The following is a 16574-nucleotide window of genomic DNA, read 5'->3' as shown; positions in this document are numbered from 1 at the left end:
CAGGAATCGAGGTGATGCTTATGAAGAACTATTCCTTTCAAGATTTAATGCTCTTCGGAATGTTCATTCTGGCATTACTTACATTTATTTTTCAATATTGTAGATAATCCGGACATAAGAAAACCACTCCTACACTTTGCGGGTTAAGAAGTGGCTTTCTAACACTTTTTCTCAGGCAACCCACCTTGTGGGCGGTTGTCTTTTCTATATCTAATATACCACACAATTCACAGCTTTGCAAGTTTTGAATTTGTGCGCAACAATAAGAAAACCACTCCTACACTTTCCAGGTAAAGAAGTGGCTTTCTAAAACTTGTTTACTCAGGCAACCCACCTTTGCAGGTGGTTGTCATCCTCTATGACTAATATACCACAGATTATATGGCTTAGCAAGTTTTAAGGCTGGAATTTGAGCAAACGCTCAAACTCCAGCCTTTTTTGTTCATAAGGTCAGTATGATGATTCCAGCCTCATGAACTGCCAAGCAAGCAGTTAGGGGGCATTGCTTGGCGGAGTATGATGATTTATAGGAAAACCAGTTGTTATCCTGCTATGACTGCACCTGCTGCCAGCTTATTCGCCAAAATGCTTAGCCTGGGTTGCATCAGCTGCTGCCTTAGCATTATCTGCGCTCACCTGTGCCTGACGCGCCAGTTTGGCCGCATATTCAGCACGCTCCTGCGCTTCTTTGGCAAGTTTTGCTGCTGCCTGATATTTTTCGGCTGCTGCCAGCTCCTTCTTAGCCTGCTCCTCGCGCTGCTCTTCTAAAAGCTTTTGCGGGGATTTGTGGCCGAAGCGCCAGGTTGCACCGATACCGCCCATGGTTTCGCCGCCAGCAGTAGACAGGCTGACGTTAATCATGAAGTTCTTGTTCGGATAGTGGAAGAAGCCCATTGCCACGCCGGTTTCGCCCTTGTATTGGCCGAGGCCGATGCTGAATTCACTCGGAGCCTGCGGATCGTAGCCAATGCTCTTCAGGGAAGCGATAGCTGCTGCCATTGCGCCTACCTTATTTACACGGTCGTTGACGTCGTTGATGCGTCCGTCAAGACGGGTAACCTCTTCGCTGATGCGGTTATCCAGACGTTCAACCTCACCGCGGCGAATTGCAGCTTCAGCATTGATGCCGCCTACTGCGGTTTCATTATTCTTGTACACTTCGTTATCGCGGATTTCCTGATCAAGGTCGTCAATCTGGCCAAGGTCGGACAGGTTGATGCGGTCTTTATCGTTCGTTGCAGAACCGATGGAAACATCGCTGCTGTCGATGCGTGTTGCATTGTCAGGCTTAGCGCTGTCAGTATAGGTCAGGCCAGTGCCGCTTTGCTCCAGCTTGCTCCACTTACCTTCATCATTAGTAACTTCGTTGGTAAGCAGGCCAGTTGCACCGTCTAATTTTTGCGCTACCTTAATTTCGCCATTCGTTACCACGCCGCCGATGCTGGTCAAGCCTTGGTTGAATTCGGATTTATGCTCATCGTCTTGCTTAACAGTGTTGCTGTTGCCTGCAGCGGTAACCTGGTTTTCCGTAGTAGTCTGGCCATTAGTTACGGTAGTAGTCGTACCATCGTTTTTAGTTTCAAACGTAGTATGGTTGGTTCCATCATTGATATCGCTTCTAATCGTGCCGTCACCGCCGAAAGCGATAGAGCCAGGAGTGCTTCCAGTTCCATCCGCATTACCGCTGCCAGTAATCGTCAGCTTATCGGTAATCAGATGACCAGTTTTAATAGTGTTACCATCGATAGTAGTTTCAGACGTAGGAACGGTTGCATCTCCGGCACCCTTGAACGTAGTCTTACCATTATTAGTAATGCCGTCATTCTTAACCTCAATAGAGGATGCACCAGCAGAAATTTTTGCGCTGTTGTCTGCTACGGAAACCTCGGACTTAACGCCACCAGTTGGAGTAGTGGTATCAAACTTCATGCTTGCGCCAGTTGTAGCAGTTTCCAAGGAAGTGTTGCCAACCTTGTTATGCAGAGCACCTTTATTATCACCTTGATCAGTACCAGCTACAGTAAAATTACCGCCTGCTGCTTTGATATTGCCATGTTCGTCGATAGAAAGGTTCGAACCAGCAGTGGTTGTGCCATCGCTATTAACCATTTCTTTGCCAAGGTTGATGCGTTGAACATTAAGAGTATCAGTAGTGATTACGCCACCATCAATAGTGGTTTCCTTGCCACCGTGCTGACTGTCCTTATCGCTCTTGAACGTTGCTTTACCGGCAGACATTGTAGTCTGGTTATTACCATCTTTGTAAAGAGTCAGGTTTTCGCCATCAAGCTTGCCAGCAGTTCCATCACTCTTTGCCGAACGAATAGCGCTACCGTTAATTTTAGTAGTCGAATTATCCTGACCAGTGAAGGTGCCAATGCCGGAAGCAGTATCGAAATCAAAAGCAGATTTTTGACCGGACTTGTTACCTTTAATATGCAAGCCTTTATAATCGTGAGTCAATTCAGAGCTTGTATTGTCAGCAATATCCGTTGCTTTCGCCCAAATGTTACCACCATTAATAGAGCTTAAATTAGCAGCATCCTTAGTAAAGGTAGTTTTGCCATCTTTATCTACATTAAATGCACCATTAGCTGCCTTCAATGCACCATCCTTATCAACTGCAAACTTTCCGTTAGCTGCTTTCAGAGAACCATCTTTATCAACTTCAACAGTAGCAGCACCAGAAGCACCTAAGATAAGCTTGTTAGCTTTCAAAGTATCAGTTGTAACGGCATCGCCTTCAATAGTAGTTTGCTGGCCGGCAGCACCAAAGGTTGCCTTACCGGTAACATCCAAAGTACCATTAACAGTTGCTTTTTCAGTGGTTAAGCCTTGGGTTTTTTCCAATTTGTTATTTGCATCGACAATTAAGGAATCTTGTTTAAAGGAAGACGTGCCGGCAACAAAGCCTTTGTCAGCCTGAGCAGTTACTTTACCTTGGTTAAAGGTAACACCATTAACCTGGAAATCAGCAGTACCGGTATCTAAGCTTGTACCAGTTAAGGTCATACCTGCAATCTTTAATTTATTAGTGGTAATGCCTTCTGCTTTATCTAACGTAGTACTACCAATATTTAAAGTGGTTTCATTGATAACAGCTCCGCCAATAGTGCCGCCTTTTGCAGTAATGCCATTGTTATTCAGGAAGTTATTATCATCAACCTTAAAGGTATTAGCTTTAATTTCACTGACACCTGTTACCGCACCGGCTGCGCTAATTTCAACATTACCGATTTTTCCTTCTTTTGCAGTAATCTTACCACCAGTTAAAGTAGCTCCTGCACCATCAGAAATAGTATTTCCCTGAACAGTACCTGTTGTTGTTACATTGCCACCTTTAATTTCTACTCCGCCAATATTTGCAGAATTAGCCTCAATTACCTTGCCGGACTTGATTGTCTGATTAATATTAGCGAGTTTATCAGCAGTCAGCTTATTATCTTCAACAGTGCCAAGCTGCAATGTGCCTTCGGTAATCTTAGTATTAGTACCAACAGTCAGGGTATCCTTAACCTTCAGGTTATTAAAATCAATGGTTCCGGTAACAGTCATGTCTGTAGCAGTGACTTTGCCATTCTGGAGGGTAACTCCACCAATTTTACTTGCCTGGGTAGCGTCAGTTTCAATTCTGCCGGTTGCAATCTGATCGCCCTTAATAACAGTCTGCGAGCCTATCGCAGTGCCAAAGGTTGCTGTTTTATCAACCTGCAGCTCATCTTTCAGTGTAGTTTTGCCGGCTACACCAAGAGTGCCACCAACAGTAGTGTCGCCTTTTACTGCTAAGGTGCTGCCCAAGGTTGTTGCGCCAGTCACGTCCAGCGTACCGTCTACAGACGTATTTCCTTTAACGTCCAAAGTATCTTCCAGGGTTGTCGCTCCTTTGACGTTCAAAGTATCTTTCAGAGTTGTCGCACCGCTCACGTCCAGCTTGCCACCAACAAATGCATCCTTATTCACTTCCAAAGAATCGCTCTTCAAGGCACCAGTTGCAGTAATATTCTTGCCCTGGATATCGCCGGTTGTCGTTACGTTGCCACTTGTACCATCAACAGTAAATGCACCGTCAGCTGCGCTAATGCCTTTGTCTTTCAGCCAAACGCCATCAACAGTAACACCTTTATCAGCTGTTGCTTCGTTAATTGCATCAGTTTTAATACCATCGGCAAAGGTAGTTTCTTTAGCAAAGTGTGCTGCACCAGCTACGCTCAAATCACCGCCAACAGTTGCATCACCCTTTGCATTGAGCTTACCGTTAACAGTAATATCATTACCCTGGATATCGCCGGTTGTCGTTACGTTGCCCTTATCATCAACGCCAAATGCACCATTTGCACCTTTAATTTTGCCATCTTTACCGTCAATAGCTGCTTTTGCTCCGCCAAAATCATGGCCTCCGGCATAGACGCCCTCACTGTCAATTACAGTAGAAGTCAAGCCAACAATAATACCGTCTTCAGTAATCTTAACCTGGTTTGTTTTTCCTTCGTTAATCGTTACGCTCTCAATGTCAGTAATATTATGTTTATCAAATGTTACGCCGCCAACCTTAGAGCCATTACCAGCTTGAATAACCGGTTTGCCATCTTCGATATGTATTTTGCCATTCTCATCATATACCATACTGTTAAGAGCTGCCAAGCCTTCACGAGTCAGTGTTGCTTGCCCGGCAGTGCCATCATCAAAGACTTCTTCAAGAACTATGCTTTTTGCTCTTACTTCGCCGTTAGCCAGCCTTACGTCGCCAGCATGAGTAATACCTTCTATATAAGTAGCATCCTCAGACGTAATCTTATTATCTTTCTTGAATTTGATTTTTTGCGTGTTATACTTCAAAGTATCTACGGCCTTATCATTTTTTACCTGGTAAGCTGAAAAATCAGATGCATTTACTTTGGTATTAATCTTAGCATCAAGTGTACTAACTTGCTCAGTAATCTTAGTATTCAGGTTAGTATTATAAGCTTCTACTTTACTATCTAAATTAGTTACCTGACCATTGACAGCCTGAATAGCATTACTATTATCTCCAACATTTTTGACCAGACTCTCGATAGTACCACTGGTAGCATCAGAGCCTACCTTCGCCTTGGAAATATCAACACCCTCAATTGCTGTTTTAATATCATCGCCAGTCAGAGTAACCGTCCCGCTAAACTTGCCGTTCGTAAGGCTACCGTCGGTAATAGTTCCATCAGCAATAGCTGTGCCGCCAACTGTACCGTTAATGGTACCGATAACGCTTCCTGCTGTAATCGCACCATTGGTCAAACTCAGCGTCACATCCGCAGCATACACCGGTTCAAGACCAATGCCCCCCCCTGCGAGAATTGCGTACGTTACGGCAAGGGCCAACGCCTTGACATTACTCTTTTTCCTAGTCATAATCATCATCCTCCTTAAAGTATAAACCAAACCCATGCGTGCGCCATCCGCTGCTGGCAGCCTCCGGCGCCTTCCGCACAACTTTTATCATGCTCATTATCTCATAAAATTCAGTGAATTCAACGCCTTGTATCGTAAAGCGCAGGTTCTCATCGTAAAACGCATTTTGCCAACTTTACTTGATTATTTTTTATTCAAAACTGTAACAAACAAAACAATAGTTAAAGCATTTTTCACTAAAAACTAATCACTATCCACTCCACACTAACCACTACTTACTACCCACTAAAAAGAACCTCCGCAACAGTCTTCATGACCGTAACGGAGGTTCTCTTTCTTTATAACAAAGTATCCTTAATCCTGCAGCAGCGCCCACTGCATATAGGCGTTGCGCACAGCTGCGCTGTCGCGCACCCTGATTGGTGCCTTGAAGCCATTACCCAGCAAAAAATAATTGCTGTAAACACCCTCTACATAATGCATATTAATCAGCACGCTACGATAGGTCAGCAGAAAATAATCCTGCGTCAGCTTTTCCCGCAGCTTGTTGATGGAGCTGTACACCTTATAGGTACGCTGCACTGTGTGAATATAACAGTATTTATCCTGCACCTCTACAACGATAATGTCCTTGGGCTTTAGCTTTACCATCTCCACCGCAGTATCAAAAGTAACATACTCTTCCTTGTCAAAAACACCGCAGCGCTGCAGCGCCTGCTCCAGCTTTTCCGGCTGCAAAGGCTTCAGCAAATAGTACGCCGCATCCAGCTCATAGCTTTCGATGGCAAAGTCATTGCTGGAAGTAAGAAAGACCAGCTTAAAGTTAAGCCTGTGCTGTCGCAACCGCCGCACAAACTCCACGCCATTACCAGACTTCAGATAGATGTCCATAAAGACAATGTCAGCGCTATTTAAAAACAAGTATTCACAGCACTGCTCCCCTTCAGTAAATGTACGTATATCCAAAAGCAGCTGATACTTCCTGCCTATTTCCTGCAGTTGCCGTTTAAGCTCTTCCAGCTCGCTTACATCATCATCACAAGCCACAATACGCATAATATCACTCTTTTCCTATAATAACATACTCTTCTTTGCTTATGCTCAGCCTTCCGCCAGCACCTGCCGCAAAAGCTCCAGCGCGCTCGCTTCGCTCGCTTTGTTCGTGCCCAGCTCACCGCGGAAGGCACGCGCGAGGATGGATTTCTTCATCAGGTCGATGCTTGCCAAGGCCCGCTCCGTTGCCTGCTGTGCAGAGCGCTCACGCGCCAGCAGGTCGTCGATGAGGCGCACGATTTCGTGCTGTTCTTCACTAGAAAATTGAGGAACTGGTATTTTCCTAACTATTTTCTCATTAAGATTTTTTAACGTAGAACCAACAGCAGAATTTTCAAGATAAGTTACAGTCGCCTGACTTCCTAAAATCAAAGAATACAACTTTGCATCATACTCTTTCTTTAAGCGAATAATCATACTACCTGTACCACAAATCCAATTTTCTTCTCTATTACTAATCGGTGCACAACGTCCCATTTCTCCACGTCTACCAAGGACTATATCATTCTCCTTTAGCTTATATGAAGATAATTCTTCTGCTTTTTCATCTGATATAGATATCTTTGATTGAGGTACTATACGTTGTTGAACTATATGTTTTGGATTAACTAAAGGAATACCATTCTCAATATAATCTGATTCATGTAAAGACGATCCAAATGGTCCTATTTTAATTAAATCAACTAAATTTTCCAATGGAACTAATTCAGTTACTTGCTTTCCAATAAGCTCGCCCGTAAATGCCTTGTGCAAAATTGCTGCCTTGCGCACAGCAAAGCTGTCCGCAACCTCCTGTAGTCTTTCCTTTGCTTCGTCGAGCTTGGCAAAAAGCTCCTCGATGCGCTCAACTATGCGTTGCTGTTCGAAGAGTGGAGGAAGAGGGATGGGATGTTGTTTTAAAATAATCTGAGATATGTTAGGTTGTGCTCCGCCTTTGCCTTTTTCTATAAATACATTTTTTTGAGATATGCAATAATAGAACAAATACATATACAACAAAGATTTATTGCAAACAGCACAAGCACAGGCTTGGTTTGTTGTAGCAGGAACACCTAAAATTGCAACTTTACCAATCGTCGCACCATACATGGCAATCAGAACTGAATATGGTGGAAACAATTTTGCACTAGATTTTTTCAATCCTTCATCAGTTATTTTTTCTTCTGTATCGTAAATCCAACCATTATTTAATTCGCCAGTCTTTATCCATAAAATATCGCCATTATAATATTCTTCATGCTTTCTTGACGGAGTACCACCAGAACCCCAAGAAGCGACGCTCTTCAGCCTCACCCACACCCAATTCTCCGGCACCTCATAAGGCTGTTCCTCCGCAGGCACCAGCGTCTGCTGCAAGCGTTCTTCTATTGTCAATGCTGTCTTTTTCTTTGGCATTGCCAGCTCTCCTTTATAAGCAAACGTTTTGTTGCTTTAAATTAAAATTTATGATAAAATGTTTTTGACAACCGTGTTGCAGGGTGGTGTTGCCTTCATTCTCTACGAATGGGGGTGATGCTTATGAAGAACTATTCCTTTCAAGATTTAATGCTCTTCGGAATGTTCATTCTGGCATTACTTACATTTATTTTTCAATATTGTAGATAATCCGGACATAGAAAAACCGCCCCTCAACTTTCCCGAGCGCGGAGCGGATTTTTCTTAACAAAATTCGGCAATCCACCTTGTGGGCGGTTGTCTTTTTCTATATCTAATATACCACATAATTCATTGCTGTGCAAGCTTCAAATTGTGCTCAATAAAAAGAAAACCACTCCTACACTTTGCGGGGTAAGAAGTGGCTTTCTAAAACTTTTTGTCTTTTCTATGTCTAATATACCACACAATCCCTAGCTTTGCAAGCTTTGAATTTGTGCGCAGGATGCAGGAAAGCCTCTCCTTAGGGAGAGGTGGCATCGCGTAGCGATGACGGAGAGGGGTTTTATTGCTAAGCATAATAACAGCACTCCCCTCTCAGTCGCCCTGCGGGCGCCAGCTCCCCCCGAGGGGAGCCTTTTTCTTTCTTCATTCTTCAATCTCTACCTTTATCTTTGCAAGCTCCTCAGCTCCTGCGCCACACTCTGCAGCAAATCCACGGCCTCCGCCAGCTTTTCCGCAGCCTCCGCCGCACTTTCCGCCGGGTCCGGCAAATCCTCGTAATCCAGCACGCTGTCATCCTTAATCAGGCCAAGGTCCAGACTGTTGCCCTTTTGCGCAATTTCCTCACGCGTAAAGCACTGCCAGCGCTCGTCCTCTACCTTACTTCTGTCCTCTGCCGTGTAGGCCGCCTCAAAGCCGGCAAAGTCACTCGCCTTCAGCGGGTTCGTCTTGCCGAAGGACGGCATATTGGTGCGCAAATCATAAAACCACACAGCCTTAGTGCTGTCCTTATCCGTTTTTTCGCGCGTAAAGAAAAGTACGTTGGTCTTGACACCCTGCGCGTAAAAAATACCTGTCGGCAAGCGCAGAATAGTGTGCAAATTGCACTTATCCATTAAGTCGACACGAATCCTTTCGCCGTCACCGTCGGCAAAAAGCACATTATCCGGCAGTACCACGGCAGCACGCGCCTTGCCGTCAGCCTTCAAACTGCGGTAAATGTGCTGCAAAAAGTTCAGCTGCTTGTTGCTCGTCGGATAAGTAAAGTCGTCGCGCGTTGCACGCTCGCCGCCTTTTTTCGTACCGAATGGCGGATTGGTCAGCACTACGTCATAGCCCTGCATCTCCTTGCCCACGTTGGAAAGCGTATCGCCCAAAATAATTTTGCTCTGGATGTCATGCAGCATGGCGTTCATCAGCGCCAAGCGGTGCGTATCATGCACCAGCTCGCAGCCGGTGAAGGCCTGCGTATATTCAAACTCCGCCGTTTCCTCATCCAAATCAAAGAAATCGTTCGTCTGCTCACGCACAAAATTGCTTGCCGCAATCATAAAGCCAAAGGTACCGCAGGCAGGATCGTTGGGAGACTATCATTAATACAATGTAACGAATTTAATTCCGATACTCCGAAACGACGAGCCCGCACATGTCCAGAAAATGAACACCCTCGTAACGACACTAGGTGCATCGTTACGAGGGTGTAGTTACCTTCGGCGGAAATTTCTCTATGAAGTTTTTATTTCGAGGCAATTGGCTCGCGTAATTTATCTAGCATATGCTGAGTAGCAATCAGGCTACTTAAATCTGATATTGCCTCATCGTAACCGTCCCTCAGTGCCTCCACCAACCAGTATCTGGCGGTTTCGTAATAGTAATAAATTGAATCAATCGACCGTCCTTCATCTTTTAGCGTTTTTAGTGCTTCTTCCGGAGACTCATCTTGTAGCCAATAACACCAAGTATCCCATGCTCTTTTGCTAAAAGCCCCATAACAGGCCTTGGCTTCAATGATACCATGTTCAGCTGCGCATTTATAATACTGGCAGTCAAGTGAGTCCAAACTTCCACTGCTGTAGCCAAAATGAAAACGCTCCCAAAGCAATATAGCGGCCACATTGTTTTTGCAAACATCATTGTAGTATACCGGCACGGCATTTTCATAAAAGCCCTCGGTGTTCAACTCGGACATTACACTCTGCCATATGGTATTTTCTTGCTTCTCCCTCTCAATATAAGCACTTAAATAGGCACCGCTACTGTTATTATTACGAGTAGTTTCTATCGCGGCTCCTAACCAATAGCAAGCTTCCCACTTGCCGTTTTGAGCGGCCTTGCTTAGCCAATATACGCCCAACAGAAGCGCATTATCGCCTTCATACTTTTCATCAACAAACTTTAAGTACGAATAATGCTTTCCCAACTTAAGCATGGATTCTGGATTTCCATTCCTGGCTGAATCAAGCACCCTGCTAAGATTTCTTCTTATTGGCTTTATTTCCAGTCTTGATTTTTTCATAACTTATAGCGCCTCGTAATATTCACGAATCTTTTCCGCCATCAGTTCGCGGCGCTTTGCCAGAAATTCAGTGTAGTTGTTGATATCCATAAACTCAAAGCCTTCTGGGATACAGTTCTGCTGTAAGTTTTCCTTGAGTTTGTCTAAATCGGTAATTCCTCCATATATCGGCTTCCCCGTCTTGCACTGCTCTATAACAGTTGCCATATACTCACGAGGCGCTGCATCGCTAATTTTTATATTGATTTCCTGCTGCAAATACACATAGTTTGCGACCTGATTGTACTGTCCTTTAGGCAAATCATTTTTAGTCAGATAATTCTTAGGGAAGAGATGATGAATATCACCCCTGTTTTCCAACATGCTTTCTACACTAATCTGCTCAGATAAAAAGCCTTTATCGTGAGCCTTAACTTGCGCGATAAGGAACATATTGAAATACGGACTGCTGGTGACAGATGTATCGAGCCTTTGTACAAGATTGACATTCCAATACGCATCAGAAAGATCGCCAGCCTCTGTGAGTTTCAAATAGGCCATAGGATCATCCGAAGAAAAGAACCGTTTAATATCATAGTCAAACGTCGATTCCGGAGAACCAGAATAACGTCCGGTCAAAATGGAGAGAACCAGCCACCGACGTACAATCTTTTCAATGATAGAACTGTCAACTTTTCTCTCACGCAACGCCAAGTACAACGCATAGGCAAAGTTCAAAACATTTTGCGAGCGAATCAGACTCCCCCTGACAATGCCAGCAGACTCAACAATCATCAGAAAGCGTTCGTAGTTTGTTTTATTTACGGTCTGTAATACTGCTTCATGCAATTTTCTAAAAGAATCCTCTTCTATTTCTATTTGGAATTCGCGCGTTTCAAAATCACGTCCAGAGAGCAGGCTTACCAAATCAGACAGTTTCCCGCGCTTGAACTTATAAGTAAATGCTACACGCAAAATATCGGTATAAGATGTTTTATATATAGGTGACACCTTTTCTGCCACCCATCTTATAGCAGAGAAATCTGGCAGTGATGCGAATTCTTTGTCGTTGGTCTGAATGTCTTTCAAATCAGCTGGAGATTCCAGCAAATGACAAAAATAATCGATAGTCTTTCTGGTTATGTTTCCTCCATACTCAGTATTCGAGGAAATTTTCGACATGACAAAGTCAGCCTGTGACAGTACCACGCCCTTAGAGTTGATGCGGATAAAAATATCCGTAACGCTATCAATATCCAAATCGTCCGCCAAGGTAATAACACCAAGGCTATTATTCTGAATTGCCTTCAATCTGTTAATGATATCATTGATTTTCGATGCCTGATCTGTTATTTCATTCTTCTGGCAAAACTGGTTGACGAAATTAAACGAGTCAAACGTCATCTTGAAGACTTCAGAAATATCTGATATCCATTTACTGGAACGCTGGTTAGCGGAATTGGCTACTTCAAAAGTCTCATCAATGGGATTAAAGGCGATTTTTATCGTCTTCCACTTGTAGTGATCATCTAAGACTTCTTGCCCGACAATCGCCGCAGTCAGTGCCGTGATACGTTGCTGCCCATCAATCAATACTTTTTTGCCGGCAGCGGTTGTTCCATCCTTAAGTTTCACCTTAGGATTTTGCCAGACAATAATATACCCAACAGGAAACCCTTTATATAAGGAATCCAGCAAATCACGAACTTTGGAAGCATCCCATACGAATGGACGCTGCATTTCTGGTATTGCAATTTCCTTGGACTTAATGCTTGCCAGTAGTGCCTCTACGGTATAATTACTTACATTGTATCGAGCCATCTTTTGGAGAACCTCCTAACGGTATCTTTTTCTGTAATTATATCACGAAAATTATTCCTATAAAAATATCTCCTGATTGTAAGCAGCGTTGCCCTCAGCAGTATTTTCCTGCAGCATTTCTTTCAAGCCTAGAGAAGAAGGCCAGCCTGCCATAGCGCGCGGTATATTGCCGCTTTGACGCAAATCCGCAAACCAGATACCGGATTTTGTTTACCAGTGTATCCTTCATCTGATAAGGCATTGCTATATTGTCAAAATCAAACATTTTATTAACGATATCTTCGCACAGCAGTCCCAGCTTAAAAAGGCAGGAATTGGAATCGCTGTACAAATAGCGCTCCGCAAACTCGCCTGTTTTTTCCAGACCGGGAAATTGTGTGCGTAAAAAGCTGAAGCCAGATGCCATAAAAAACGGCCTCCTTTGAGCTGTAAAAATGATAATAATATATTTATATTCGCCTTAAAATAAAATTTACCTGCTGAATATGTTTTCGCAAAACAGCGGATATTGCCTGCACAGATGCCGCAATAAAAAAGCTGTATACTTTTCCGCGCAGGAAAAGCATACAGTTCTCTCACCCATAATCCCTATAAAGTAAAATAACCGCGCCAAGATTTCTCTTAGCACGGTTATCAGTTGTTATTTGAGCAATTCACGAACCATAACGTTAATACGTTTGCCATCTGCACGGCCTTTGGTTTTTGCCATAACTGCCGGCATTAACTTGCCCATATCTTTGGGACTTGTAGCACCAACAGCAGCAATAACTTCTGCCACGATAGCCTTCAGCTCGTCATCGCTGAGAGCTTCCGGAAGATATTTTTTCAGTATAGCAATTTCTTCCTTAGCTTGGGCAACCAATTCGTCACGACCTGCTTTTTGGAATTCCTCAACAGAATCCTGACGCATTTTGACCTCTTTCATCAAGACAGCCAGAACCTCATCATCTGTAAGTTCCTTTTTGTCATTGATTTCAACGTTTTTAATATTAGCACGCACCATGCGGATAACAGACAAACGCAGTTTACCTGCTTCTCTGTCCTTCATGGCCTGCTTCATATCAGCAGTCAATTGGTCTTTTATAGACATACAGCCCGCCTCCAATTATCTGGTTTTACGTTTTCTGGCTGCTTCGGATTTTTTCTTACGTGCAACGCTCGGCTTTTCATAGTGCTCGCGTTTTCTTACCTCAGAAAGAATGCCTGCCTTTTGGGTTGCTCTTTTAAATCTGCGCAGTGCGCTGTCTAAAGTTTCATTCTTGCCAACTTTAATTTCTGCCATCTGTTCTCCCTCCCTCCACACACTTAGGGAAGTGTATATGCAAATTAAGTTTTCAGCTGTTGCCAGCTAAAAACACTTACTGATTAATTATACAAGAAAAGACAAGCATTGTCAAGGTTTAGCACGGGGGCCAACCCAAAGCTTTGCCGCCAATTACGTGAATGTGTAAATGTTTTACTGTCTGACCGCCTTCATCGCCGGTGTTGATAACAACGCGGAAGCCTTTTTCGGCAATTCCGGTCTTTTCAGCGATCATTTTAACCTTGCCCAGCATATATGCAACCAGCTCGGGGTCCGCAGTAGTGATGTTAGCTGTGTGGTCCTTAGGCATCAGCAGCACATGAACCGGAGCAGCCGGAGCAACGTCATTGATAGCAATCATTTTATCATCTTCGTACACTTTGGTAGAAGGGATATCGCCCTTAATGATTTTGCAAAAAATACAATCCTCAGCCATTTCATGTCCCTCCTCTCATTTATCGTATCTAGTTATATTCTACTTTTTAAAATAAAATCCTGCTAATTTTTATTTTATTTCTCCAACAATACCTCTTCTGTCCTCATCAAAAGACCACTGAACCTGCCAGGTTCTTCCGTTTATCGTATCTAAAAGCAAAAACGTATACATATTTTGCGTAGGATACAATTTAAACCTGCCATTTTGTGCCTGTGACGCATCAACCAGCGGTAAAGAATTTAACGAGCATTCAAATCTGGCTTCGTCTTTATTGATGCCATATTGTACCTGGGTAATTCTGCCATCACTGGTATTTAATTTCAAAAAATTGTACATGTTTGTTGTCGGATACAATTCATATACAGAATTAGAATTCTGTACTTCTGCTGAGCAGCCGACAAAAAACGACGAAACAAAAACTAATGAAAGCACTAATAACAAAGAACCTTTTTTCACAAAACGAGTTAACATCATTATTATCACTCCTATTAGAATAATAATATACTAATTCAATTCGCCCAACAAAAAATCCTCTTTAATGCCGGTAATTTTTACCTTGGCAATGGTGTTGGCCAGCTTCTTGGTTCCCGGAACAACAACGCGCAGATACGGACCGCACAGGCCCTCCATATGCTCATCGTCCACAGGCTGCTCAAACAGCACCTCTTCCACCTTGCCGACAGTGCTCTGCAGCATTCGCTGATGCAGCTCCTCGTCCACCTTCGCCAGACGCGCCGTACGCTCGCTCTTCACTGCCTCGTCCACCTGCTCTGGCATTTCGGCAGCAGGCGTTCCCTTGCGTTTGGAATACGGGAAGATGTGCATTTTGGCAAAGCCGCATTGCTTGGCAAATTCCAAAGTAGTCGCAAAGTCCTCCTCGGTTTCGCCGGGGAATCCCACGATAACGTCCGTAGTAATGGCCACATCAGGCACCTGCGCACGAATTTCGTTCACCAGCTCTGTAAAACGTTTGGTATCGTAAGGACGGTGCATAGCGCGCAAAATCTTGTCGCAGCCGCTTTGCAACGGCAAATGCAGGTGACGCTGCAGGCGCGGCTCCTGTGCCATCAGCTGCAGCAGACACGGCTCCACCTCCACGGATTCCAAAGAACCGAGGCGCACACGCTGCACGCCTTCAACGCTCAGCGCTGCCTTTACTGCGTCATACAACGTAACGTGCTTGCCTTCCTTCGCCAGCTCCTTGCCGTAGCAGCCAAGGTGAATGCCGATGAGCACAACCTCCTTGTAGCCTGCGGCAACCAGCTTGCCGACCTCCTCACGGATGCTTTCCAGGCTGCGGCTGCGCAGCGGACCGCGGGCAAACGGGATAATGCAGTAGGTGCAGTATTGGTTGCAGCCCTCCTGAATTTTGAGGAAGGCGCGGGTTTTATCTGTTTCCGTGCCAACGCCCAGCTCTTCGAACTTAGTGTCCACAGTCATCTGCTGCACATTGTCCAGAATCTCCGTGCGCTTGTGCTCCAGCGCCTCCTCAACCAGCTCCACAATGCGGCCGCGCTCCTGATTGCCGATGATTACATCAACACCTTCTATAGCACGCACCTCCTCCGGCGCAGTCTGCGGATAGCAGCCGGTGACAACCACCAGGGACAGCGGATTGTGACGCACAGCGCGGTTGATAATCTGACGCGATTTGCGCTGACCTGTATTGGTAACAACGCAGGTATTAACTAAATAAACGTCTGCCGGTTCACCGAAAGGCACAACCTCATAGCCTGACGCACGGAAAATCCCCTCCATGCTGGCAGTATCGGCCTGATTAACCTTACAGCCCAGCGTATAAAATGCAATTTTTCTCATCTATGTTTAATCTCCTAAATCTCCTGTTTCATAAAAAATCGCTGAAATAGCGACAAGTCCTGCCGTTTCCGCGCGCAGAATGCGTCTGCCAAGCGACACAGGCACAGCGCCTACTGCGCGTGCAGCATCCAGCTCCGCTTCGCTGATGCCGCCCTCAGGACCGATAATCAGCAGCAAATCTGTCAGCGCGCCCTTCGCCTGCGCCTCCTTCAGCGCCGCCTTCAGGCTCTTTTTATCCTCGCACTCGTAAGCAATAATCTTTACAGCGCAGTCATTCGCCGCCAGCATCTGTGCCATAGTCTGCACAGGCTGCACCTCGGGAATAATATCACGCTTGCTCTGCTTGGCCGCGGACTCGGCAATCTTCTGCCAGCGCTCCACCTTTTTGGCAGCCTTCGCACCGTCAAGGCGTACTACGGAATGCTCCATAGCCACAGGCACAACGCTGTAAGCGCCCATCTCCACAGCCTTCTGGATGATGAACTCCATCTTCTCGCCCTTCGCCAGGCCCTGCGCCAAAATCAGGCGCACCGCAGGCTCATGGCTTTCCGCCAGCTTCTCTAAGCAATGCACAGTCACACACTCGCTGTCAATCGCTGTAATCTCCGCCAGCGCGCTCACGCCGTCGTCACTCACAATCTGCAACTGAGCACCCGGCTGCATGCGCAGCACCTTACTGATATGACGTGCATCCACGCCCTCAATAGTCATTGTTTCATTATATAATTGCGGTACAAAAAAACGATGCATATAGGTTTCCTTTCTATAAAAATTGATACCCCTCTCCGCCTCACTACGTTCGGCACCTCTCCCCTAGGAGAGGCAAGAAAAGAATCACAAAGGACAAGAGAGGCTCCCCTCGGGGGGAGCTGTCGCCTGTAAGGCGA

12 protein-coding genes and 1 pseudogene are annotated in these 16574 nt (G+C 45.0%); all 13 read right to left on the bottom strand.

Going from position 1 to position 16574, the window contains the following annotated elements; genetic code table 11:
- Nucleotides 1-573 precede the first annotated feature (573 nt).
- The 13 genes and pseudogenes from Q0612_RS09895 to Q0612_RS09835 all read right to left on the bottom strand — a co-directional run bounded on the left by Q0612_RS09895 (nt 574) and on the right by Q0612_RS09835 (nt 16437).
- A complete protein-coding gene (locus Q0612_RS09895; protein WP_298884139.1) occupies nt 574-5385 on the bottom strand; it encodes a YadA-like family protein in 4812 nt (1603 codons plus the stop codon).
- Nucleotides 5386-5739: 354 nt separating this feature from the next.
- Nucleotides 5740-6441, bottom strand: coding sequence for a LytTR family DNA-binding domain-containing protein (locus Q0612_RS09890; protein ID WP_298884137.1), 702 nt, complete (start codon nt 6439-6441; stop codon nt 5740-5742).
- Nucleotides 6442-6486: 45 nt separating this feature from the next.
- The gene (locus tag Q0612_RS09885) at nt 6487-7833 is read right to left on the bottom strand and encodes a restriction endonuclease subunit S (protein ID WP_298884134.1); all 1347 of its coding nucleotides are present in this window, start codon (nt 7831-7833) and stop codon (nt 6487-6489) included.
- Nucleotides 7834-8480: 647 nt separating this feature from the next.
- A pseudogene (locus tag Q0612_RS09880) lies at nt 8481-9395 on the bottom strand (class I SAM-dependent DNA methyltransferase); the annotation flags it as partial.
- Between the two features lie 155 nt (nt 9396-9550).
- Nucleotides 9551-10330: a hypothetical protein gene (locus tag Q0612_RS09875; protein ID WP_298884132.1), complete on the bottom strand. Its 780-nt coding sequence runs from the start codon at nt 10328-10330 to the stop codon at nt 9551-9553.
- Nucleotides 10331-10333: 3 nt separating this feature from the next.
- The gene (locus Q0612_RS09870) at nt 10334-12130 is read right to left on the bottom strand and encodes a DUF262 domain-containing protein (protein WP_298884127.1); all 1797 of its coding nucleotides are present in this window, start codon (nt 12128-12130) and stop codon (nt 10334-10336) included.
- Between the two features lie 94 nt (nt 12131-12224).
- Entirely contained in the window at nt 12225-12536 is a 312-nt protein-coding gene (locus Q0612_RS09865; protein WP_298884124.1) for a hypothetical protein, read from the bottom strand.
- 234 nt (nt 12537-12770) lie between these two features.
- Nucleotides 12771-13220 (bottom strand): GatB/YqeY domain-containing protein, encoded by a 450-nt coding sequence (locus Q0612_RS09860; protein WP_298884122.1) that lies wholly within the window; start codon nt 13218-13220, stop codon nt 12771-12773.
- A gap of 15 nt (nt 13221-13235) precedes the next feature.
- Nucleotides 13236-13412, bottom strand: a complete 177-nt coding sequence (gene rpsU, locus Q0612_RS09855; RefSeq protein WP_021720854.1) for a 30S ribosomal protein S21 — start codon at nt 13410-13412, stop codon at nt 13236-13238.
- Between the two features lie 118 nt (nt 13413-13530).
- Nucleotides 13531-13869: a histidine triad nucleotide-binding protein gene (locus tag Q0612_RS09850; RefSeq protein WP_009145890.1), complete on the bottom strand. Its 339-nt coding sequence runs from the start codon at nt 13867-13869 to the stop codon at nt 13531-13533.
- A gap of 69 nt (nt 13870-13938) precedes the next feature.
- Entirely contained in the window at nt 13939-14343 is a 405-nt protein-coding gene (locus tag Q0612_RS09845; RefSeq protein WP_298884118.1) for a hypothetical protein, read from the bottom strand.
- Between the two features lie 30 nt (nt 14344-14373).
- Complete coding sequence (mtaB, locus tag Q0612_RS09840; RefSeq protein WP_298884115.1) at nt 14374-15687, bottom strand: tRNA (N(6)-L-threonylcarbamoyladenosine(37)-C(2))-methylthiotransferase MtaB; 1314 nt, start codon at nt 15685-15687, stop codon at nt 14374-14376.
- Between the two features lie 6 nt (nt 15688-15693).
- The gene (locus Q0612_RS09835) at nt 15694-16437 is read right to left on the bottom strand and encodes a 16S rRNA (uracil(1498)-N(3))-methyltransferase (RefSeq protein ID WP_298884113.1); all 744 of its coding nucleotides are present in this window, start codon (nt 16435-16437) and stop codon (nt 15694-15696) included.
- Nucleotides 16438-16574 lie beyond the last annotated feature (137 nt).

Origin of the sequence: uncultured Phascolarctobacterium sp. (genome assembly GCF_937920985.1) — a bacterium.
GTDB lineage: Bacteria > Bacillota > Negativicutes > Acidaminococcales > Acidaminococcaceae > Phascolarctobacterium_A.
Note: the sequence above shows the minus strand (reverse complement) of the source record. Positions and strands in the feature narration are given on the sequence as shown.